Genomic DNA, 21,089 nt, shown 5'->3' on the forward strand with positions numbered 1-21,089 from the left:
AAAAACGCGCAATCAGCGCGTTTTTTGTTTCCTGGAGCCAGCATCAATTTGCGCTGTTTTTTGCCAATCTCTGATAGTCCACCATATCCAGAGTGATATAGACGGCTTCATCGAGGAAGGCATCCGGAGTCTCGATTTTCTTCTCGTCTTCGGAGACATTTTCATCATCATCCAGAGACTTCAAGGGTTCGAGACCATGGTCAACCCGACGTTCGTTGAGGCGGGCCAACTGTTTCTGATCGTCCTTATCCCGCTCGGCCAAGCGCTCACTTTCCACCAGAGAAACACTCTTCTCTTTATGGTGTTTCTTGAACTCGCCTATGTCCTGCAGTATATAACCGAACTCGACGTCCTGCTTAATCCGACTCTCGTGGCGTTTCGCAAGATTGCTGACCATCTCTGCGCCGATTTCACCCAAAGGCTGGTACTTGGCTACAGGCACCTTATCCCATGGCAGTGCATTGTCTTCTTCCGCCTCACCATATTCCCCCGGCTCTAACGCACTGGGGAACGGAATATCCGGAGTCACACCTTTCAACTGAGTACTGCCACCATTAATACGGTAGAACTTGGCTATGGTGTACTGCACATGGCCAACCGGCTTTTCATACAGGTCGTAGATACGGCCAAGGCTCTTGTGCTGCTGCACTGTGCCTTTACCGAAGGTAGACTCACCGATAATCAAGGCGCGGCCATAATCCTGCAGCGCAGCGGCAAAAATTTCCGATGCCGAGGCCGAGTAACGGTCAACCATCACTGTGAGTGGACCGTCATAATAGCTCTTGCCGTCGTTGTCGCGGTTTTCGCTGATGCGACCATTGGCGTCACGAATTTGCACCACAGGCCCCTGATCGATAAACAGCCCGGTAAGCAAAGTCGCTTCGGTCAAGGCGCCACCACCGTTACCACGCAGGTCAATAATCACACCTTCAACCTTGGCTTCATTGAGTGTTTGCAACTCCTTGGCCACATCGCGGGATAAGTCCATATAGAAGCCGGGGATCTGGATAACACCAATTTTACGCTGAGCGTAAGGACCGGTTTCCGGCTCGACTATCTTGGAAGTCGCCGCCCTGTCTTCGAGACGAATTTTGTCCCGCACCACAGTCACATTGATGGGTTTGGCATTGGAGCCGCCTTTCTTGGGCAGCACCTGCAGAGTCACCTTGCTACCTTTAGGGCCTTTGATCAGGTCGACTACATCATCCAGACGCCAGCCGATAACATCGACCATCTCCTTGCCTTCCTGACCTACACCGACAATTCTGTCTTCAGGCGCCAGCTTCTCACTCAGCGCAGCAGGACCACCGGCCACCAGACTCTTGATAACTGTGTAGTCATCTTCCATCTGCAATACGGCGCCTATCCCTTCCAGGCTAAGGTTCATCTCCATCTGGAAACGTTCGGCATTACGGGGAGACAGGTAACTGGTGTGCGGCTCGACACTGCGGGCAAATGCATTCATCAGCCCCTGGAACACGTCTTCACTGTTGGTTTGCTTCAAGCGTTTGATGGCGTTGTTGTAGCGCTTACCCAGCACATCAACAATCTCCGGCCACTCTTTACCGGTCAGCTTGAGGTTGAGGGCATCGTACTTGACCCGCTGACGCCACAGCTCGTTGAGCTCGGCCTCGTCTTTGGGCCAGGCGGCATCTTTACGATCAAAGACATAAGCATCGCCGGCCTGATTAAAGTCCATCTCTTTGTCGAGCAGACTCAAGGCATAGGCAAAACGCTCGTAACGGCGCTGCTGCACCAGATCGTACATCTTGTACGCCGGTTCCAGATCGCCGCTGCGTACCATATCGTCAAACTGATTGGCATAAACCTTAAAACTGTCGATATCGCTCTGCAACAATACATTGCGGCGGTAGTCGAGTTGTTCAAGAAAGCGTTTGAAGATCTGCTGCGAGAAGGCATCATCCAGATCGAATCTGTGATAATGGGAGCGACTGAACAGGCCGGTTATCCGTTTACTGGCAACCTTGTGTTGCGGCTCCTGTTGCAAATGGGGTAACTCGCTGACCGGAACTGCCGGTGAGATAGCCAGCGCCTGGGATCCCATAAAGACACTGGCGATCGATGCAGCAAGAATAAATTTTCGCATCAGCAAGTTACTCCTTTCTATTTGATGATTTTACAGCAGAATATGTTCCACGCGGACCTTGACTGACAGGCCGGAATCCAGTTGGACGTGAACATCTTCTTTATTGATGTCGAGGATCACACCTGCTACCGGTGTCATACCCAATTTGACATTCACTCGCTGTGAAGGTTTCAGCTCTTCCAATACGGCTGGTACCAATTCCACGGCTGGAGCGGCAGGCTTGCCAGGCTTACGGGCCGCCTTTTTATCGCTGCGGGGGCGATCGTTGCGGGGCTTGTCCCCTTGAGGACGAGGCTTACGCGCAGGCTTGGCTTTTTTGGCTTCACCTTCTTTGGCTGGCTCGGCAGCACGGCGGGCCTTGGCTTTTTCCTGACTCTCTTTCAGCGTCGCCTTGGCATGTTCAATATGCTCTGGGTCCAGTTCGCCGCAAGGGTTACCATCGAGATCCACCCTCTGAGCACCTTCCTTGATGCACTTCAGATAGCGCCAACTGTTGGTGTAGCGTCTCAGGGCGACCCTAAGTTGGGTCTTACTGACTTTGGAATCATCAGCCAACCTTTCAGCCAAATCCTGAAACAGTCCTATCTTCAGTGGTTTGGTTTCTCCTTCGGCAATAAAGCACAAAGGGAATGTTTCATACAAATACGCCAGAATAGCGTTGGTGTCGGTCAACTTTTCTGTTGATTCCATCATTACTTCCACAGTTAACAGGGGACGTCAGTGGTCAGTTAGGTCTGCTGTACTCACGGCGTCGTTCATCTTCGTTAACCCCTTGGGGGATAACGTACAAATTAGCATGCATTCGGCCATTGCCAAAGGCATTACACAAAACTTAACATTTCAGCCTGATACGGCCAAGCACCACAAACGGTCATTTGGCCCTCAAAGCGGCCGCCTATTATAAGCTGCACGCGCCTTAATGCGACCACCAATTGTGGCAGATTGTACGGGAATTAACCAAATAAGCACTTTTCCAGACTCTGCACCAGGGTCTCCAGCCCGGTTTGATCCTCTTTATCGAAGCGCGACAGGCTGGGACTGTCGATATCCAGCACGGCAATCAGTTCGCCCTTTTGGTAAACAGGGATCACAATTTCCGAGTTGCTGGCGGCATCACAAGCGATATGTCCGGCAAACTGATGTACATCCTCAACCAACTGAGTCTCGCCTTTGGCGGCCGCGGTGCCACAGACCCCCTTACCCATTGGAATTCGGGTACAGGCCAGTTTCCCTTGAAAGGGCCCAAGCACCAGTTGCTCGCCCTTAAGCAGATAGAAGCCCACCCAATTGATGTCTTCAAGGTGTTCATTCAGCAAAGCTGAGAAATTGGCCATGGCACAAATGACATCGTCTTCACCGGCAAACAGTGCCTGTACCTGACGGTTGAGCGTATCGTAAAACTGAGCTTTCATCTGTATTCCCGGGTTATGCCTTTTCTGATTCTGTCTTCTTCTTACTGCTCTTGGCGGGGGACGGTGCTTTTACCGGGGCGCCCTTGAGCAGATTCGCCAGTGTATCTTTATGAGAAGCTAAATAAAAAGCAAGTTTTTCCGCTGTATTATCATCCAGTTCCAATTCACTGGCTTGAATGAAGGGGATTAAGTTATCCGCGATGTCGAGCATCTTATCGTAGGCGTCTGCCTCCTTCTTAGATGTAAATGTCATCTTCTCAACCCCTTCTCTGACCACAACGTACTGAGTTATAACGGCCATGACCTTCCTCACACTGTTTAAATATACAGTACATAGAGTGACATAAAATGCGCTATAGATGCAAGAGACGCGCTCTTTCTGATAGTATTTGCGAGTTTGTTTTGTCGATTAACTCCAATGGACCCACGCGCAACGCAGTTAGTGTGTTGACGACTAAGCTTGGGTCACCATGGCCAGAACAGGACATATCCAGCATTTGAAAGCTTATACTCCAAGCGACAACAAACCGGACTGCAGCTTAGTGCTCTGTCGCGCCTGTGATTTGGCTGTGAGTAAACGCGCCTTGCCCTCCGGCGTCAGAGCGCTTTGTCCCAGATGCCATACAGCGCTTTATGATGCGCCCTATTGTTCTATCAATGGCATGCTGGCGTTATGTATCAGTGCCCTGCTGTTTTATCTGCCCGCCATGCTGCTGCCTGTATTGGAAATGCACTTTCTCGGCAGTGTCAGAACCACGACCGCATACCAAGGTGCCCTGGCGGTAATTGACCAAGGTTATTGGATAGTGGGGATTGCCGTATTGGTGGCGGCAGTAATAGCCCCAGGAGTACTCAATCTGTCGATTTTTGTTCAGGTACTGATCATCAAGACAGGTCTGGTGCAGCATCACTTCTGGCGAGGGGTTCTCACCTGGCTGCTCAAGAAGCAAGGCCTGCTGTCGCAAATGACCATGCTGGAAATTTATGTGATCAGTTTCCTGGTTTCCGCCTTTCAGTTGTCCGACTTCTCCGATGTTTACTTTGGCATGGGAACCTTTTGTTTTACCATGCTGTTTTTAGTGACTCTCTTCCTGCAGCGCGAATATAACCTGGAGCATATGTGGAGTTTTCTCGATGAAAGCTAGAAAGCAGATCCAGGGCAAAGACATGGGCCTGTGCACCTGCCCTGCCTGCAAGAAACTCAACCTGATAGAGGATGAGTACTGCAGTCGCTGCCAAAACCCGCTCAGGCTAAGGGACGAAACCAGTCTGCAAAAAAGCTGGGCCTTGCTGATCACCGCAGCCATCTTGTTGATCCCGGCTAACATCTACCCCATTACCATGCTCACCAAACAGGGCAAGGTTACCTACGACACCATTTTTTCCGGCATCACCCATCTGGTACAGTCGGATATGTTACCCATCGCCATCATAGTCTTTACCGCCAGTATTCTGGTGCCCTGGCTGAAAATTATCGGCCTGGCTTTCTATCTGACGGCGATCAGTTTCAACCTGCCTATCCCCAAACGGCCACTGATGGCTGGGTTTCATATCATAGAATGGATTGGACGCTGGTCTATGCTGGATCTGTTTGTCATATCCATTACCGTTGCCCTGGTTAATATGGGGCAATTGCTGGACGCCAAGCCGGCGCCGGCAGCAACTGCGTTTGCCTTGGTCATCCTCTTTACCCAACTTGCGGCCAAGGTGTTGGACACACGTTTACTTTGGGATCAACTGGACACAGAAGATGACGCAAATCGAAAAGCCTAAAATAGTCAAAAAGAAGCTTTTTTCCCCCATCTGGCTGTTACCTATAGTGGCGTTGGCCTTGGGCGCTTGGCTGGGGCTGAAGAGCATCAAGGAATCCGGCATTGAGGTGCGGATCCACTTCCCCAGTGCCAGTGGTATGGACGTAGGCAAGACGCTGGTGCGCTATCAAGGCCTGACCGTCGGCAAGGTGGTGGATATCTCCATCGATGAAGAGCTGCAGGGTGTGAATGTCGATGTATTGATGGACTACCGCGCCGAGCCTTTCCTCAGGGATGAAACCAAGTTCTGGCTGGTGACCCCCAAAGCATCCATCACAGGTGTCGAAGGTTTGGATGCCTTGTTCTCGGGAAACTATATAGGTATTCAACCCGGAGACGGCGATTCACGTTACAGCTACGAGGCCGAGCGCTCTGCCCCGGCCGTGCTGCCCAGTAATGATGGCTTAGTGGTTGAACTGAGCGCCGATCGCCTCGGCTCACTGGATGTGGGCTCTCCGGTATTCTATCGCCAGGTACCGGTCGGCAGTGTGGTCAGCTATCGACTCGACAACAGTGACAAGCTGCTGCTAAGTGCTTTTATTCAGGAGCAATATGCCTATCTGGTCAAGAAAGATTCCCGCTTTTGGAATGTCTCCGGCATAGAGATCAACGCCTCACTTTCCGGCGTTAAGGTCAGCGCAGAGAGCCTGGCGGCGATACTCGCCGGCGGCATCAACTTTGATTCCCCCGAAAGCTCAAAGAACGCAGTAAACGGCGATAGTTTCACCCTATATGACAATGAAACAGAAGCCAGTGGCGGCGCCAGCTTTATTCTGTCGGCAAAAAATGCCGATGGCCTCAACAAGGGCAGCCCCATTCTCTACCGCGGTTTGCCTATAGGGGAAATAGAAGAGATAGTGCTGGCCGATGACGGCGTGGCGCTGCATGCCCGCCTGGACGCCCCCTACTCGAGTCTTTTGACCGGCACGGCGCAGTTTTGGCGTGAAGGCGCCGAGCTGTCACTGTCAGGCATAAAACACCCGGGCCGATTGCTGAGCGGCGATGCCATCGCCTTTCTCCCGGGTACGGGCGAGGCCCAAACCCGTTACGCCTTGGCCGAGCAGGCGCCGGATCTCAGCAAGGCCAAGGCGTTAAAGATAACGCTTAGAGCCGATGAAAACCCCGGCATCAGCCCAGATGCCGAGCTGAGGTACAAGAAGATCGCCATAGGCAAGGTCACTTCGGTTGCCCTGAGCCGGGACTTTAACTCGGTCGAGTACCAGGCCGAGGTGTTGCCCGAGTTTGCCCCGCTGCTTACCCAAGGCAGTGACTTCATCGCCGAAGCCGCGCTGGACTTCAACGCCTCACTGGACGGCGTCAGCCTCAAGAGCGGCGATTTTACGACCCTCACCAAGGGCAGTGTCAGCTTAAGACGCGGCCAAAGCCGCAAGGGCGCCGATCTTTCCAAGCCGCTGCCGCTGTTTGCCTCAAGTGCCGAGGCCGGCCACTATTACCAAGGCATGGAGCAGCTCAAATGGCAGCTCTACAGCGATGATGGCGCCGACTTGAGCCCGGGCGCACCTGTCTACTACAAGAAGATGCAGATAGGACAGGTGAAACAGGTCAGCTGGCAGAGCCAGGATGACAGATTTGCCATTGCGCTCGCCATAGACCATACCTTTGCGCCCCTACTCAAACCCAATGCCGTGTTTTGGCGCAATCAGGCGGTGTCAATCGATGCCGGACTTTCGGGAGTCAAGCTGGATGTCGCGCCGCTGGCCGGTGCCATCAAGGGCAGTATCAGTTTGGGCTTTTTGGAACAAGGCGAGCCCAACAATAAGCAGCTTTATACCTCCGAGTCACTGGCGCGCAATCAGGCCGTTGCCATTGAGCTGAGTTTCCCGGCCAGTGCCACTATCAAACCAGGTGCCGCTATCCGCTATCAGGGTCATCAGATAGGTGAAGTCACCCGGGTAACCTTGAGTGACGATCTCAACAGCCAGCAACTCAGTGCCTTTCTCTATGGCCGCTATGCCGAGCCGTTTCTCAAAAGCGATAGTCGCTTCAGCCTGGTCAATGCCGAAATATCCCTTAAGGGCATAAAGGCGCCGGAAACCCTGCTGACCGGCGCCTATATCAGTGCTCTTCCCGGCCAGGCCAGCAAAGTGAGCCGGCAGTTCAATGGCAAAGTACATACGGCGGTAGCCCCAGAGGCCGATGCGCTGCAACTGGTGCTGAGCAAGGCCAGCCTGGGCTCGGTCAACATAGGCACAGGGATCTTCTTTCGCGGCATTCAAATTGGCGATGTAACCAGCTATCGACTGGCGCCCAAGGGCGATGAAGTCTGGATCCAGACCCAGATTGCTGCGCCTTATCGGCATCTTATCAACCAGAGCAGCAGGTTCTACGACTTGTCCGGTATTCGGGTCGATTTGGGGCTGTTTTCCGGAGCCCAAATCGAAACCGGCTCATTGGAAACCATACTCGCCGGCGGCATAGGAGTGGTCACTGAGCTCGACAATCAAAGCAGCAAACCGCTTGAAAACCAGAGTCTGATGCCACTTCATGACAAACCCGAGCGCGACTGGCTCAACTGGCGCCCAAGACTCAGCCAGCCATAAAACCCAAACGGGGCTCAGATGAGCCCCGTTTTTTAACTCTGTAATCCTACCTATGTATCGCCTCAGCCATAAAACCAATAGCATACGACTATAGCAGTGCAGATACCCGCAAGATCGGCAAACAAGCCACACGCCAATGCGTGGCGGCCATTACGGATACCGACGGCACCAAAATACACGGCCAGCACGTAAAAAGTGGTTTCAGTACTACCCTGGAAAATGGCCGCCAGCCTGCCGGCAAAAGAATCGACGCCGTAATGGGCCATGGTTTCCAGCATCATGGCTCTGGCGCCTGAGCCGCTCAAAGGCTTCATCAGTGCGGTTGGCAAGGCATCGATAAAGCGGCCATCCATCCCCATATGACTCACCAAAACAGCAATGACACCGAGCAGATAATCCAGCGCGCCGGAGGCGCGCAGTAAGGCTATCGCCAACAGCATGGCCAGCAGATAAGGAATAAGCCGCACCGACTGCTCAAACCCCGACTTGGCGCCTTCAATAAACTCATCGTAAACCGGCACCCGCCTAAGCAGCGCCACCAGCACAAAGGCAAAGATGATCCCCAGCAGCAAACCGTTCCCCAACACGGCGGAGACTTCGCCGATCCGCTCGGCTCCCAGGGTCAACAGGTACATCACTCCGGCACTGAGACCGCCGAGCAGTATTGCGCCATAACCCAGCACCACCCAATCCAGCAATCGTATCCTTTGTACCAGCGCCACCACACTCAAACCCGCCAGGGTCGAGCCCAGGGTAGAGAGTAAAATCGGCAGGAAAATGTCGGCAGGATCAGCCGCCCCTTGCTGCGCCCGGTACAGAAAAACCGTCACGGGTACCAAAGTCACGGAAGAGGTGTTGAGCACCAAAAACAGGATCTGGGCATTGGTGGCGGTCTTCTTGTCGGGGTTCAGGCTTTGCAGATCCGCCATCGCCTTAAGTCCCAATGGTGTGGCGGCATTGTCCAACCCCAGCATATTGGCGGTCAGGTTCATGGTGACGCTGCCATAGGCGGGGTGGCCTCTTGGCACTTCCGGCATCAACTTGCTGAGCAGCGGCTCAAATACCCAGGCGATGGCTGCAACCACTCCGGCTTTTTCCCCAAGGCGCATCAGCCCCATCCACAGGGTCAACACCCCAATCAATCCCAGGGCTATTTCCGCGGCCAATTTGGCGCTGTCAAACATCGCCGTGACAGACTCATTGAGAACGGTCGCATCGCCGCTCATCAAACGCAGCAAAATCGCTCCCAGCGCGATAATAAAGAACAGACTCCAAACCCGGTTCAACACCTAAAACACCCCACAGTCGCCGCGCCCGAGTGTGCTATACTGCCGCCATCCCGGGGTCACCCTTTTTGTTTATGGTTCAATTAAATCAGAATTTTATCAACAGTATCGCCAAGGATCTGCCAGAACATCTCAAGCTCGAGGATTTTATTCACTTTTGCAGCTTACCACTGAGAGCCGCCTTGCGGGTCAACACCCTCAAAATCAGCGTCGATGAATTCCTCTCGCGAATGCGGGCCAAAGGCTGGCAGTTCGAAACCATTCCCTGGTGCCCTGAGGGTTTTTGGTACCAAGCGGGCGATAGCCAACCCGGAAACTGTATCGAACATCAGCAAGGGCTGTTTTACATTCAGGAGGCCAGCTCCATGCTGCCGCCCATGGCGCTGCTGGAGCCTGGAATGGAGCGGGTGCTGGATATGGCCTCGGCGCCGGGCTCCAAGACCACACAAATGGCGGCCATGATGGCCAATGGTGGTGTGCTGATCGCCAACGAATACTCCTCCAGCCGCGTCAAAGTGCTGCATGCCAATCTACAGAGAATGGGGGTCAGCAATACGGCCCTGACCCACTTCGATGCCAGGGTGTTCGGCCAATACCAGTATGAATCCATGGATGCCGTGTTGCTAGATGCCCCCTGTAGCGGTGAAGGCACGGTACGTAAGGATCCGGATGCCCTAAAACACTGGGATCCACAGGAGATAGCCGACATTGCCGCCACTCAAAGGGATTTGATAGATTCCGCCTTTCTGGCACTTAAGCCAGGCGGGGTAATGGTGTACTCCACCTGTACCCTCAACAGCCAGGAAAACCAGGCCGTACTGCAACACCTCAAGCAAAAATATGGCACTGCGGTGGCCTTTGAGTCACTTGAATCACTGTTTGCCGGGGCGGAAAAAGCCTGCACTGCCGAGGGCTTCCTGCATATTTGGCCGCAAATCTATGACAGCGAAGGTTTCTTTGTTGCCAAGGTGCGTAAACTGAGTTCAGTGGCGCGCGAAAATGATGAACCCAAACAGCAAAAGCAGTTTCCTTTCAGTCTCGCCAGTGCCAAACAGCAACAGGCCATCGCCGCCGAGCTGCAGCGGTTGCTCGGCAAAACGCTTCCCGAAGGCAGCCTCTGGATAAGGGATCAGGAGTACTGGCTGTTTCCCAGCGGCTTTGAGCCCTTTATCGGCAAGATGCGTTATCAGCGTATCGGTCTTAAGCTCGCCGATGCCAGTAAGCATGGGTTGAAACTGCGCCATGAAGCCTTAATGGCCTTGGGAGTAACCGCCGACAAGGGTTATGAAGTTACAGAGCCTGAGGCTCAGGCTTATCTGATGGGCCGGGATATCGCGCTGGATGGCAGTGAAAAGGCCCGTGGTGAGCTGGTATTGACCTGGGGCGGGCAAGTGCTGGGGTTGGGTAAACATCTGGGAAACAGGCTGAAGAACAACCTGCCGCGGGAGCTGGTCAAAGACAAGATCTGCCTATCCTGAAAGCCTTGGCCGTCCTGAAAGCATTAGGTAAACGCCGCTGCAGACACGCCTTCGATTAAACTTGCCTGAATGCTTAAAAGAGTGGCTTGTTAAGTCATTCTTTTAAGTGCCCTTACTTAAATCGACCTCTATTTTTGTTATATCTTATATCAATTGGTGCTAACAAATCTGCCGGCCAAATACCTCTTTTAGCGGCGTTCGGCTAATATTTAGTCAGAGATAGCCAATCCTGTCGGATCTCAACATTAGCGCACGGCTCAACCATGAGCCATTCCCCTAGGCCCAAAACAATTGGAATAGTTTTGGGCCTTTTTTTATCTGCAGCTTTTTTGCAGATGACCAGTGGTTGGATATCCCTAAGCCTCTAGCCTATCTTGCCGCAAGTTTGGCCGCATCCTTGAACAGGGTAAAAAAGTTGTCTGTGGTGTACTGGGCCAACTCTTCAAAGGACTCACCTCTGAGCTCGGCAACAAACTCGGCGACATCACGAACAAAGGCCGGCTGATTCTCTTTTCCCCGATGAGGCACGGGTGCCAGATAAGGCGAATCGGTTTCGACCAGCAACCTGTCTTTGGGGATTTTACGGATAACACTTCTTAGCTCACCGGCATTTTTAAAGCTGACGATACCAGAAACCGAAATATAAAAGCCCAGATCCATAGCCGCCTTGGCCATTTCCCAGTTCTCGGTAAAGCAGTGCAGTACCCCGCCGCACTGTTCGGCGCCACCGTTCTTCAGTATGGCTATGGTGTCTTCTCTGGCATCCCGGGTGTGAACAATCAAAGGCTTGGCCACTTCTCTGGCCAGTGCCACTTGCTGCTCAAAGCATTGTTGCTGCAATGCCTTGGTATCATCGGCGTAGAAATAATCCAGCCCTGTCTCGCCAATGGCCACGACTTTCGGGTCGGCGGCATAACGCTTGAGTTCATTGAGATCCAATCCCTCTTTCACATCCAAAGGATGCACCCCGGATGACAGGAACACCTGCTCAAACCCGGCGACTTTGGCCTTCATCTCTGCAAAACCTTTTTGCCGGACATTGACACAAAGAAAATAGTCTACCCCCCGAGCCTTGGCGGCATCGAGCAACTGACTGAGGCTTTCGGGATCCGGCGCGGCTTTGAGGCGATCGAGATGGCAATGGGAATCAACTAACACTTGGAAATCCACCCACAATTGAAAAGGACGGCAAGGATAGCGCCCTACATAGTGCAGGTCAAATCACCCGAGGCAAGCTCTCTGGAAAGGAGTTTTTCGATATGATGCTTGTGGGATTCGGGATCCGAGAGAATTTTAACCCCTATACCGGCCGGGCGTCCTCCGGAAGCACCGAGCGGGTTGATCCACACCACGACCCCCTGAAACTCATTGACATGAGTCGAGCCCGGCAAACGATAACCTATCTGGATCTCCTGACCGAGGAAATGTCCCTCGGTAGTTGCCACAAACAGGCCTGCTGGCTGAATAAAAGGCATGTAAGCACGATACAACTGGTGCAGGGTGTCAAAATTCACTGTCAGATCGACCATAGGATACTTTTTAAGTTTTCAGTCTCTTATATTCTAAGACATAATTCTGGCAAAGCGCCAAGTAGTTGACACTCGGCATCTGGCTCAGACGATTACAGGTATCCATCACCTTGGCAGCCAGGGTCGCTATTCGCGCCCGCAGCAAGGGGTCCTCCCCTTCGGTGGTTAACAGCTCTCTATGTAACACCAAGTATAAAACTCTAAGTACATCAGAGATTTGTTCTTCACCTACTGTTAACAAACTAGCACACAGATGGCCCGTTAACAAACTGGCGCGCCAATCGCGGCGATAATCCAATAAGGTCTGGTATCTGTCAGACTGCAAAACCTTTGCCAACTTTAGCGGCCCGCCGACGACGGGCAAACACCAGGTAACATCGGCCGGCAGCGGCAATTGCTGCGCCAACCAGAACTGAATGGCACTATTGTCCGGCAGTTTTACCTGCACTCTCTGACAACGACTGGATATGGTCGGCAGCAGCCCGGCTGTGCTGTCGGTCTGTAGAATAATCAGCGTCCCCTGCCCCGGCTCTTCCAGGGTTTTCAGCAGGGCATTGGCCGCAGCTTGATTGAGGCGCTCGCTTTGGGCGATAAGCGCCACGCGCCGCCCACCTTGCTGGGCCGTGGAGGTGAGGTCCTGACAAAGCGCCCGCACCTGATCCACTTTTATCTGTTTACCATCGGCTTCGAGAAGATGAAAATCGGGATGGTTACCGGCGAGCACCAGCTGGCAGCTCTTGCAATGACCGCACTCTCCCCGAGCTGTGGGTTCGCTGCACAGGGCCGCCGCGGCTATCTCTTCGGCTAGCTTCATGCCGCCATAGCCCTGGGAAAGCCCCAGCAGCAACGCATGAGGCATCTGAGCCGAGTGCAGTTGCTGCATAAAACGGGCTTTGGCGTCACTCAACCAAGGCATGTCCATCTTCATCACTCCTTATGCCGCGTGCTTACCAATCTTTGGTTTGCAACACAGCCAGAATATCTTTATGCACTTCGGCCATGCTCTGACTGGCGTCGATAACCGCTATGCTGTCGTCCTGTTGTGCCAGGCTCAGATAGGTGGCACGGGTGCGTTCAAAGAAGGCCAGTTCCTGCTGCTCGATTCGATCCAGCTCACCACGGTTGGCGGCACGGGTTAGCCCAAGGCTTGGCTCTATGTCGAGATACAGTGTCAAGTCTGGTTTAAAGTCCCCAAGGGTGGCGGCGCTGACCGCGCTGACCAATGGCATCAACCCCCGACCACCGCCCTGATAAGCCAGGGACGACAGGTTGTGTCTGTCGCCGAGCACCCAACTGCCCTCGGCCAGCGCCGGCTTGATCACTCGGGCCACCAGTTGCGCCCTGGCGGCATACAGCAGCAGGCATTCAGATTCGTCACATAGAGGGTCGCTTGCATCGGCCACCTTTACCAAGTCGCGGATCTTCTCCGCCAACGGGGTGCCACCCGGCTCACGGGTACAGACAGGTGCCTTGCCGGTATGTTTTTCGATAAAGTCTCGTACCAATGCGATGGCACTGGACTTACCGGCGCCTTCCAGGCCCTCGATAACGATAAATTTTGCAGTGGCTTTTTGTGGCATTATCTCTTTCTCTGATACTGGTTCACGGCGCGGTTATGTTCGGCCAGTGTACGGGAAAATACATGACTGCCGTCATTGCGGGAAACGAAGTAGAGATACTCTACGGCTTCCGGGTGTGCGGCCGCCAGCAGGGCTTCCCGCCCGGGCGCGGCAATAGGTGTCGGCGGCAGTCCAAAAATACGGTAGGTATTGAATGGCGTTTCTTCGCGCAGATCTTTACGAGTGATATTGCCATCAAAGCGCTCACCCATGCCGTAAATGACGGTGGGATCTGTCTGCAAGCGCATGCGTTTTTTCAAGCGATTGACAAATACCGCCGCTATCTTGCCGCGCTCCTCTGCCAGGCCGGTTTCCTTTTCTATGATGGAGGCCAGGATCAAGAGTTCATAGGGACTCTTGAGCGGAATGCTCTGATCCCGCTGCTGCCAGATACTCTCCAGTTGTTGCTGCATCTTGATAAAGCTTTGGGTCAACAACGTATTGAGCTCAGTGCCGGCACGATACTGATAGGTATCCGGGAAAAACTTGCCTTCAGGCAAGCCGCTGCTATCCCCTTGGGCTTCGAGCACATCGATAAACGGCTTGTCGCTGACCTTGAGATGCGCCAAAGTCTGCAGATACGCTTGCCACTCACGAATAGTCTTGCCCTCTACCAGCGTCAGGGTGAAAGTCTTCTCGTCACCGGCCACCAGCCGCTCCAGCAAAGACACAGGTGTATCGCCGGGTTCAATCTGGTAGAGACCGCTGCGAATGGCAGTCATCTGCGGGTAAAGCTTACCCCAGAGCTTCCAGTGCCAGTCAAACTCCAACAGCTGCTGATTTTGCAGCTCTTGCCCCAACTGGTAAAAGGAGGTGCCTCGTTTCAGCAACAGCTCTCTGGGTTCGTCCAGTTTCAGCTCGGTGGCCGCAAAGCGGTTGAGTTCGTTATAACCCCAAAAACCAACGCCCAGCGCCAGAGTCATCAGGGTAAACACAAAGGCCAGGGCCGCAACTAAGCATTTTTTCATAATTGGATAGCAAGTGCCTTGCGAAGAGGTGTGCTGCCGGGCCAGAGTTCAAAGCTGCGCTGATCCACAGCAATAACATCGACCAAACCCAACAGGCTGTTACTGATAAAGAGGTGCCGCGCCCGTTGCAGCATCTCTGTTTTGATAGGGCACAGCTGCACGTCAATGCCCTGGTCGAGCAAGGCCACGATCAACTGCTGTCGCATCACTCCGGAGACACCGCAGTAATTCATGGCCGGTGAATACGCCGTCAGTTTACCTTGTTCATTAGGTAATAGCAGAAACAGATTGGCCATCGAGGACTCGAGCAGTAAATCGTCGCAATCCAGTACCAACCAATCATCAAAGCCTTCAGGCAATGGCTGCGCCTTGATAAGCACCTGTTCCAGACGGTTGAGATGTTTAATACCGGCAAGCCTAGGCTGTTTGCCAAGCCTGATGGACGAGGTCTTGAGGACAATCCCTTTTTGCTGCCAATCTGGGTAATGCGCAGGCAATGGCGCCAGGCTGATGACTTCGGTGACTAAAGCGCCTACCGGCGGCGTATAACCACGGCCGCCCTCCCCCCGGGTGAGCTGCAACTTAAGGCAGCTATGGGGATTGGCGGCGGCGATGCGTTTGAGGCTTGAGTACAAGGCATCCGATGCCTGCCAGACAAAACCCAAGCGCAGCGCCCCCTGAGTCAAGCGGGCAAGATGTTCACTCAGAAAGGCTATTTGCCCCCTGGCATCCACCGCCATGGTCGCAAACAGGCCATCACCATAGGTAAAGCCCCGATCGCGAACGCAAACGCTATCCTGCTCTTTGCCCTGAACCCATACGCCAGTCATGCGCAGCCCAGGGCTCAGTCCTGGCTGATCCGACTGGCGACCGCGTCCTGCTGATCGCGATACTTGGCATTCTTGCGGGTGTTGTAGGGTCTGGCCACAGGGCGGGCCAGACGCTCAAAGTTCAGCGCCCCTATGGTCATCATGGGACGAAGTGCCAGCGGTAATTTACCGCTGTTGTAAAACTCGAGCACGATTCGCCCCTGCCAGCCCGGGTCGATACGGTGCGCCGTCACGTGCACCATCAAGCCCAGACGCGCCAGTGATGAGCGGCCATCGAGCCAGCCGACTATGTCGGAAGGCAGATGAACACTCTCATAGGTCACCGCCAGCGCCAGCTCGCCCGGATGCAAAAAGAAGGCTTCGCCATCGGCAATATCTATCTGCTCGCTCATCACTCTATCCAGTGCAGCCTGCACTTCGGCCTTGGGGCCACTGAGATCTATATAAGGCGCCGTGTGATCCTTGAACACCCGAAACTGGTTACCCAGACGCACATCAACACTCACGCCACTGATGGCCTCTATGCCGGGACGGGGATCTATGACTATGTTGCCCTCGTCCAGACATTGTTCAATCTCGATATCAGTTAATCGCATCTCGCCTTATAGCTCCCTGGATATTTGTAGTTATTTCGCCAGCAAATGCTGGATTCTGGCCTTGAGAATATCGGTGGCAATCCGGTTCTTGCCGCCCCTTGGCACTATGATGTCGGCATACTGCTTTGAGGGTTCGATAAACTGCAGAAACATGGGTCTTACCGTTTTCTGATACTGGCTGATCACTGACTCCATGGTGCGGCCACGCTCGGCCACATCACGGGTCAGACGCCGCAGCAGACAGATATCCAGCGGCGTGTCCATAAACACGCTGGCATCCATCAGTTCACGCAGCTTAGGGTCGGTCAGCAGCAAAATACCTTCGAGAATAATGACCTTTTTAGGGGTCATCTTCAAGGTATCACTGGTGCGGGTATGCTCGGCGTAGCTATAGCAGGGAATATCCACTGCCTGCCCCTGCTTGAGCGCTACCAGGTGAGTACCGAGCAGTTCATGGTCCAACGCCTTGGGATGGTCATAGTTGGTCTTGACCCTCTCGTCCATGGACATATGGCTCTGATCCCGATAGTAGGCATCTTCGTTGATAACCCCTATCTGATCTGTCCCTAAGTCTCGGCATAGCTCTTCAAATATGGTCTTGGCGATCAAACTTTTACCTGACGCCGAAGCCCCTGCTATCCCGATAACGACACACTGTGGCGAATTCATGCTGCTAAAACCTTACTCATCATCTGCTATTGCGATTGAAATACTGCTGTGATTCTTTTGTTTTGCCAGTTGGGCACCCACACGGCGGGCGATATCCCGGTAAATGGCGGCGACTTCACCCTCAGGTGCGGCCACCACAGTCGGCTCACCGTTATCCATATCCTCACGGATATTGATATGCAGAGGTAAGGCGCCCAGCAAAGGCACTTGATAGCGTTCGGCTATCTTGCTGCCGCCGTGAGTACCGAAAGGATGCTCTTTATGGCCACAGGCAGGACAGAGATGGAAGCTCATGTTCTCCACAATACCCACGACTGGGATGTTCACCTTCTGGAACATGGTGATGCCTTTCTTGGCATCGGCCAGGGCGATATCCTGAGGCGTTGTGACTATCACGGCGCCGCTAACAGGCACTTTCTGTGACAGGGTCAGTTGGATATCCCCCGTGCCAGGAGGCATGTCAATCATCAGGTAATCCAGCTCAGGCCACTGGGTTTCGTTGAGCAGTTGCGCCAAAGCGCCGGCGGCCATGGGGCCACGCCATACAGCGGCCTGATCATCGGTCAGCATGAAACCTATGCTCTGGGCGCTGATACCATGGGCCGTGGCGGCTGTCATATGCACACCATCAGGGGAAACGGGTCTGAATGTCGGGATCCCCAGCATCAGAGGAATGGAAGGGCCATAGATATCGGCATCCAGAATACCCACCCTGGCGCCTTCGGCCGCCAGGGCCAAGGCCAGGTTAACCGCTGTGGTTGACTTACCCACACCGCCCTTGCCGGAAGCAACGGCAATCACCTGCTTCACATTGGGAATAGGCGCAATATTGCCTAGGGCCGAGTAACTGAAAGGCTCAAAGCCAATCTCACACTCCACCTCGTCGATGGCATCGAGCTTGGACAATTCATTGGTCAGCGCGATCACTGTGTCGCGATATTGGGTCTGACAAGGATATGGATACAAGATGGTCAGCAGCAGCCTTTTACCATCCAAATCCAACTTACGAATACAACCGGCATCGACTAAACCCTGGGCCAGGTATGGATCCTGAAACGCATTGAGAATGGCAAGAACCGGACCGAGCAGATCGTCACTGAGACGATAGTCCTGAGAAGCAGAAGACAAAACGCAATCCCCTTTTGATAAATTTGGCCAAGTGTATCAGATAATGCCGTAAATATTAGAGTAGAATTAACACACTCATGTCAGGTTTTGATGAAAAAGCCAGATTAATCGGTTAGTATCTATGCCATTCTTTCAGGGCCTAGATTTAACAGAGAAAAGATGGCAACTACACAACGTAAAATCCTTGTTACCAGCGCGCTTCCATATGCCAACGGTCCCATTCACCTGGGCCACATGCTCGAGTACATACAGACAGATATCTGGTCCCGCTTCCAAAAACTTCGTGGCCATGAGTGTCATTATATCTGTGCCGATGATGCCCACGGTACACCTATCATGCTCAAGGCTCAGCAGATGGGGATCCAACCCGAAGAGATGATCGCCAAGGTCAATCAAGAGCATCAGCAGGATTTTGCCGAGTTCAATATTGCCTTTGACAATTATCACAGCACCCACAGCGAAGAGAACCGCCAGCTGGCCAGTGAGATCTACCTCAAACTGCGCGACAACGGTTATATCAAGAGCAAGACTATTTCCCAGCTGTTCGATCCGGAAAAGTCCATGTTCCTACCGGACAGATTCGTCAAGGGCACCTGCCCCAAGTGTAAGTCTGAAGACCAATACGGCGACAACTGTGACGCCTGTGGCGCCACCTACAGCCCAACCGAGCTGATCAATCCGCGCTCGGCGGTCTCCGGTGCCACACCTGTCATGAAAGAGACAGAGCACTTCTTCTTCGATCTGCCCGCCTTTGAAACCATGCTCAAAGAGTGGACCCATTCAGGTTCACTGCAGAGTGAAATGGCCAACAAACTGGATGAATGGTTCGAGCAAGGCCTGCAGCAGTGGGATATCACCCGTGATGCCCCCTACTTTGGCTTTGAGATCCCCGATGCGCCGGGCAAATACTTCTATGTTTGGCTCGATGCACCTGTGGGCTACATGGGTTCATTCAAGAACCTCTGCGACAAGCGCCCGGAGCTGAACTTTGACGAGTTCTGGAATGTCGACTCAAAGGCCGAGGTGTATCACTTCATCGGCAAAGACATTGTCTATTTCCACAGCCTATTTTGGCCGGCCATGCTCAAAGGTGCCGGCTACCGTCAACCAAGCAGTGTCTATGCCCACGGCTATGTCACGGTCAACGGCGCCAAAATGTCCAAGTCCAAGGGCACCTTTATCAAGGCCCGCACTTACCTGGATCATCTGGATCCTGAATATCTTCGCTACTACTACGCAGCCAAGCTCTCCAGCCGCATTGACGATCTGGACTTGAACCTGGAAGACTTTGCCGCCAGAGTCAACTCGGACCTGGTCGGTAAGCTGGTTAACCTGGCGAGCCGCACCGCCGGCTTTATCGTCAAGCGTTTTGACGCCAAACTGGCTAAAGTAGAAGACAACAGCCTGGCCGAGTCCTTCCTGGCCAAGCAGGAGCTGATCGCCGAGCTGTATGAAGGCCGCGAATACGGCAAGGCGATGCGTGAAATCATGGCGCTGGCCGATGTCGCCAACGCTTACGTTGCCGATGAAGCTCCTTGGCAGTTGGTGAAAAACGAAGAAACCCTGGCCCGCGCCCACCAGGTATGCTCAGTGGCGCTGAATTTGTTCCGTATTCTGGTGACTTATCTCAAGCCGGTACTGCCACGCTTGGCCGCCGATGTTGAGGCCTTCCTCAAGCTGGAGCTCAGCTGGAGCGGCTTGGCACTGGATATGGCCGGTCACCAAATCAACCCGTTCAAGCCTATGATGCAACGCATTGAGCTCGATAAGCTGAATGCCATGGTGGAAGCCTCCAAGGAAAGCCTCAAGGCAACCGAGGATACGCCCAAGGCAAGCGGCCCATTGGCGGATGACCCTATCAGCCCAACCATAGAGTTTGACGACTTTGCCAAGCTGGATCTGCGGATTGCACTTATCAAGAAGGCCGAGCATGTCCCTGAAGCCAACAAGCTGCTGAAGTTACAGCTGGATCTCGGCGGCGAAACCCGTCAGGTATTTGCCGGTATCAAGTCGGCTTATGCCCCGGAAGATCTCGAAGGCAAACTGACAGTAATGGTGGCCAACCTGGCTCCTCGCAAGATGCGCTTTGGCTTGTCTGAAGGTATGGTGCTGGCCGCGGGCCCGGGTGGCAAGGATCTCTGGGTTCTCGAGCCCCATGAAGGCGCTCAACCCGGCATGAGAGTCAAATAAGACTCTTGTAGCATCTATCCCATATCAAAAAGGCCGCAATCGCGGCCTTTTCCTATTCCCTTGATAGTTATACCGGATTGGGAATATCAATGAACTCGTGCTCCAGCTCAAACTCCCGTGCCAGATGCTCCCCCAGCGCCTTGATGCCAAACCGCTCGGTGGCATGGTGACCGGCGCCGAAATAATGGATCCCCTGCTCGACCGCGCTGTGAAAGGTACGCTCTGAGGCTTCACCACTGATAAAGGCATCTACCCCCAAGGCCGCTGCGGCATCGATATAATCCTGGGCGCCGCCCGTACACCAGGCCAGTTTTTGTATGCTTCTTTCACCGCCATCCAGATGCAGAGGCGCCTGCCCCAAACGCTGCTCAAGCAAAGTACTCAAGTCTTTGGCTGTCATGGGTGAGTCAAGCACTCCTTGCCAAAGCAAACCCTGGGCGACGGTTTCTACCGCCTCCGGCTCAATGACCCCAAGCACCCGGCCCAATTCGGCGTTATTGCCAAGCATCGGATGGGCATCAAGCGGCAAGTGATAGCCGAACAGGTTAATGTCGTTAAGCAGCAAGCTCTTGATCCTGCGCTGTTTCATTCCGGTCAACACTTCGGGCTCATTCTTCCAGAAGAAACCATGGTGCACCAATAAGGCATCGGCTCCGGCTTCCACAGCCCGGTCAATCAATGCCTGACACGCGGTTACACCTGTGACTATTTTGCGAATTTCGGCCTTGCCCTCGACCTGCAGACCGTTGGGGGCATAATCACGAAACTTGTCCAGTTGTAAAAACTCGCCCAGATATTGTCTGAGTTCCTCTCTTTTCATAGGGTTCCCTGTCGATTCAGTTGCAGATATATGGCGCCATTCTAGCACAGCGAGCCCAAGGATTGAGGTCACAACATTTAAGCCT

At 53.6% G+C, this 21,089-nt stretch carries 20 protein-coding genes; 5 read left to right on the forward strand and 15 right to left on the reverse strand.

The window, feature by feature from the left end:
* Positions 1-43 precede the first annotated feature (43 nt).
* The 4 genes from prc to ACWAU4_RS12460 all read right to left on the reverse strand — a co-directional run bounded on the left by prc (position 44) and on the right by ACWAU4_RS12460 (position 3,820).
* On the reverse strand, positions 44-2,107 hold the full coding sequence (gene prc / locus ACWAU4_RS12445) for a carboxy terminal-processing peptidase (protein WP_044734607.1): 2,064 nt from the start codon (positions 2,105-2,107) through the stop codon (positions 44-46).
* A 30-nt stretch (positions 2,108-2,137) separates the two neighbouring features.
* A complete protein-coding gene (gene proQ, locus ACWAU4_RS12450; RefSeq protein WP_028781451.1) occupies positions 2,138-2,797 on the reverse strand; it encodes an RNA chaperone ProQ in 660 nt (219 codons plus the stop codon).
* Between the two features lie 263 nt (positions 2,798-3,060).
* Entirely contained in the window at positions 3,061-3,519 is a 459-nt protein-coding gene (locus ACWAU4_RS12455; RefSeq protein ID WP_025887716.1) for a GAF domain-containing protein, read from the reverse strand.
* Between the two features lie 13 nt (positions 3,520-3,532).
* Positions 3,533-3,820 carry a YebG family protein gene (locus tag ACWAU4_RS12460; protein ID WP_045283846.1) on the reverse strand — a complete coding sequence of 96 codons (288 nt, stop codon included), beginning with the start codon at positions 3,818-3,820 and terminating at the stop codon, positions 3,533-3,535.
* A 196-nt stretch (positions 3,821-4,016) separates the two neighbouring features.
* Between ACWAU4_RS12460 and ACWAU4_RS12465 the strand changes: the two genes are divergently transcribed.
* From ACWAU4_RS12465 to ACWAU4_RS12475, 3 genes are read left to right on the forward strand one after another with little or no spacing between them, the layout of a single operon-like run.
* Positions 4,017-4,664: a paraquat-inducible protein A gene (locus ACWAU4_RS12465; protein WP_037475773.1), complete on the forward strand. Its 648-nt coding sequence runs from the start codon at positions 4,017-4,019 to the stop codon at positions 4,662-4,664.
* Positions 4,654-5,292, forward strand: a complete 639-nt coding sequence (locus tag ACWAU4_RS12470; protein WP_025887715.1) for a paraquat-inducible protein A — start codon at positions 4,654-4,656, stop codon at positions 5,290-5,292. The genes ACWAU4_RS12465 and ACWAU4_RS12470 overlap by 11 nt, the downstream gene beginning before the upstream one ends.
* Positions 5,270-7,891 carry a PqiB family protein gene (locus ACWAU4_RS12475; protein WP_208135834.1) on the forward strand — a complete coding sequence of 874 codons (2,622 nt, stop codon included), beginning with the start codon at positions 5,270-5,272 and terminating at the stop codon, positions 7,889-7,891. The genes ACWAU4_RS12470 and ACWAU4_RS12475 overlap by 23 nt, the downstream gene beginning before the upstream one ends.
* Positions 7,892-7,953: 62 nt before the next feature.
* Here ACWAU4_RS12475 and ACWAU4_RS12480 read toward each other — a convergent pair whose 3' ends face one another.
* Positions 7,954-9,180, reverse strand: coding sequence for a nucleoside recognition domain-containing protein (locus ACWAU4_RS12480; protein ID WP_144190651.1), 1,227 nt, complete (start codon positions 9,178-9,180; stop codon positions 7,954-7,956).
* A gap of 71 nt (positions 9,181-9,251) precedes the next feature.
* Between ACWAU4_RS12480 and rsmF the strand changes: the two genes are divergently transcribed.
* A complete protein-coding gene (gene rsmF, locus ACWAU4_RS12485) occupies positions 9,252-10,655 on the forward strand; it encodes a 16S rRNA (cytosine(1407)-C(5))-methyltransferase RsmF (RefSeq protein WP_144131182.1) in 1,404 nt (467 codons plus the stop codon).
* A gap of 369 nt (positions 10,656-11,024) precedes the next feature.
* Here the strand turns inward: rsmF and ACWAU4_RS12490 are convergent, their stop codons facing one another.
* Genes ACWAU4_RS12490 through apbC form a run of 9 tightly spaced genes read right to left on the reverse strand, consistent with a single transcriptional unit; the run spans position 11,025 to position 17,994 of the window.
* Positions 11,025-11,813: a TatD family hydrolase gene (locus ACWAU4_RS12490; protein WP_025011163.1), complete on the reverse strand. Its 789-nt coding sequence runs from the start codon at positions 11,811-11,813 to the stop codon at positions 11,025-11,027.
* Positions 11,814-11,857: 44 nt separating this feature from the next.
* Entirely contained in the window at positions 11,858-12,184 is a 327-nt protein-coding gene (locus ACWAU4_RS12495; protein ID WP_025011164.1) for a PilZ domain-containing protein, read from the reverse strand.
* 10 nt (positions 12,185-12,194) lie between these two features.
* Complete coding sequence (gene holB, locus ACWAU4_RS12500; protein WP_144131184.1) at positions 12,195-13,106, reverse strand: DNA polymerase III subunit delta'; 912 nt, start codon at positions 13,104-13,106, stop codon at positions 12,195-12,197.
* 25 nt (positions 13,107-13,131) lie between these two features.
* Positions 13,132-13,764, reverse strand: a complete 633-nt coding sequence (gene tmk / locus ACWAU4_RS12505; protein ID WP_025887713.1) for a dTMP kinase — start codon at positions 13,762-13,764, stop codon at positions 13,132-13,134.
* Positions 13,764-14,771: an endolytic transglycosylase MltG gene (gene mltG, locus ACWAU4_RS12510; protein ID WP_044734615.1), complete on the reverse strand. Its 1,008-nt coding sequence runs from the start codon at positions 14,769-14,771 to the stop codon at positions 13,764-13,766. Before mltG ends, tmk begins: the two co-directional genes overlap by 1 nt.
* The gene (pabC, locus tag ACWAU4_RS12515; RefSeq protein WP_144131186.1) at positions 14,768-15,601 is read right to left on the reverse strand and encodes an aminodeoxychorismate lyase; all 834 of its coding nucleotides are present in this window, start codon (positions 15,599-15,601) and stop codon (positions 14,768-14,770) included. Before pabC ends, mltG begins: the two co-directional genes overlap by 4 nt.
* A gap of 14 nt (positions 15,602-15,615) precedes the next feature.
* The gene (gene dcd / locus ACWAU4_RS12520) at positions 15,616-16,197 is read right to left on the reverse strand and encodes a dCTP deaminase (protein WP_025011168.1); all 582 of its coding nucleotides are present in this window, start codon (positions 16,195-16,197) and stop codon (positions 15,616-15,618) included.
* 30 nt (positions 16,198-16,227) lie between these two features.
* On the reverse strand, positions 16,228-16,866 hold the full coding sequence (udk, locus tag ACWAU4_RS12525; RefSeq protein ID WP_025887708.1) for a uridine kinase: 639 nt from the start codon (positions 16,864-16,866) through the stop codon (positions 16,228-16,230).
* A 12-nt stretch (positions 16,867-16,878) separates the two neighbouring features.
* The gene (apbC, locus tag ACWAU4_RS12530; RefSeq protein WP_025011170.1) at positions 16,879-17,994 is read right to left on the reverse strand and encodes an iron-sulfur cluster carrier protein ApbC; all 1,116 of its coding nucleotides are present in this window, start codon (positions 17,992-17,994) and stop codon (positions 16,879-16,881) included.
* A 159-nt stretch (positions 17,995-18,153) separates the two neighbouring features.
* On the opposite strand from apbC, the gene metG reads away from it, so the two are divergent.
* On the forward strand, positions 18,154-20,184 hold the full coding sequence (gene metG / locus ACWAU4_RS12535; protein WP_454290288.1) for a methionine--tRNA ligase: 2,031 nt from the start codon (positions 18,154-18,156) through the stop codon (positions 20,182-20,184).
* Between the two features lie 67 nt (positions 20,185-20,251).
* Here the strand turns inward: metG and ACWAU4_RS12540 are convergent, their stop codons facing one another.
* The gene (locus tag ACWAU4_RS12540) at positions 20,252-21,004 is read right to left on the reverse strand and encodes a Nif3-like dinuclear metal center hexameric protein (protein ID WP_096141860.1); all 753 of its coding nucleotides are present in this window, start codon (positions 21,002-21,004) and stop codon (positions 20,252-20,254) included.
* Positions 21,005-21,089: the final 85 nt, after the last annotated feature.

This window comes from Shewanella sp. FeAMO (assembly GCF_053653955.1).

What these genes read in the sequence shown, in the direction of transcription:
- ACWAU4_RS12540 (WP_096141860.1), bottom strand. Translation starts at nt 21,004, where the DNA reads ATGAAAAGAGAGGAACTCAGACAATATCTGGGCGAGTTTTTACAACTG.
- ACWAU4_RS12475 (WP_208135834.1), top strand. Translation starts at nt 5,270, where the DNA reads ATGACGCAAATCGAAAAGCCTAAAATAGTCAAAAAGAAGCTTTTTTCC.
- udk (WP_025887708.1), bottom strand. Translation starts at nt 16,866, where the DNA reads ATGAATTCGCCACAGTGTGTCGTTATCGGGATAGCAGGGGCTTCGGCG.
- mltG (WP_044734615.1), bottom strand. Translation starts at nt 14,771, where the DNA reads ATGAAAAAATGCTTAGTTGCGGCCCTGGCCTTTGTGTTTACCCTGATG.
- prc (WP_044734607.1), bottom strand. Translation starts at nt 2,107, where the DNA reads ATGCGAAAATTTATTCTTGCTGCATCGATCGCCAGTGTCTTTATGGGA.
- proQ (WP_028781451.1), bottom strand. Translation starts at nt 2,797, where the DNA reads ATGGAATCAACAGAAAAGTTGACCGACACCAACGCTATTCTGGCGTAT.
- pabC (WP_144131186.1), bottom strand. Translation starts at nt 15,601, where the DNA reads ATGACTGGCGTATGGGTTCAGGGCAAAGAGCAGGATAGCGTTTGCGTT.
- ACWAU4_RS12455 (WP_025887716.1), bottom strand. Translation starts at nt 3,519, where the DNA reads ATGAAAGCTCAGTTTTACGATACGCTCAACCGTCAGGTACAGGCACTG.
- rsmF (WP_144131182.1), top strand. Translation starts at nt 9,252, where the DNA reads ATGGTTCAATTAAATCAGAATTTTATCAACAGTATCGCCAAGGATCTG.
- tmk (WP_025887713.1), bottom strand. Translation starts at nt 13,764, where the DNA reads ATGCCACAAAAAGCCACTGCAAAATTTATCGTTATCGAGGGCCTGGAA.
- dcd (WP_025011168.1), bottom strand. Translation starts at nt 16,197, where the DNA reads ATGCGATTAACTGATATCGAGATTGAACAATGTCTGGACGAGGGCAAC.
- ACWAU4_RS12460 (WP_045283846.1), bottom strand. Translation starts at nt 3,820, where the DNA reads ATGGCCGTTATAACTCAGTACGTTGTGGTCAGAGAAGGGGTTGAGAAG.
- ACWAU4_RS12495 (WP_025011164.1), bottom strand. Translation starts at nt 12,184, where the DNA reads ATGGTCGATCTGACAGTGAATTTTGACACCCTGCACCAGTTGTATCGT.
- ACWAU4_RS12470 (WP_025887715.1), top strand. Translation starts at nt 4,654, where the DNA reads ATGAAAGCTAGAAAGCAGATCCAGGGCAAAGACATGGGCCTGTGCACC.
- metG (WP_454290288.1), top strand. Translation starts at nt 18,154, where the DNA reads ATGGCAACTACACAACGTAAAATCCTTGTTACCAGCGCGCTTCCATAT.
- holB (WP_144131184.1), bottom strand. Translation starts at nt 13,106, where the DNA reads ATGGACATGCCTTGGTTGAGTGACGCCAAAGCCCGTTTTATGCAGCAA.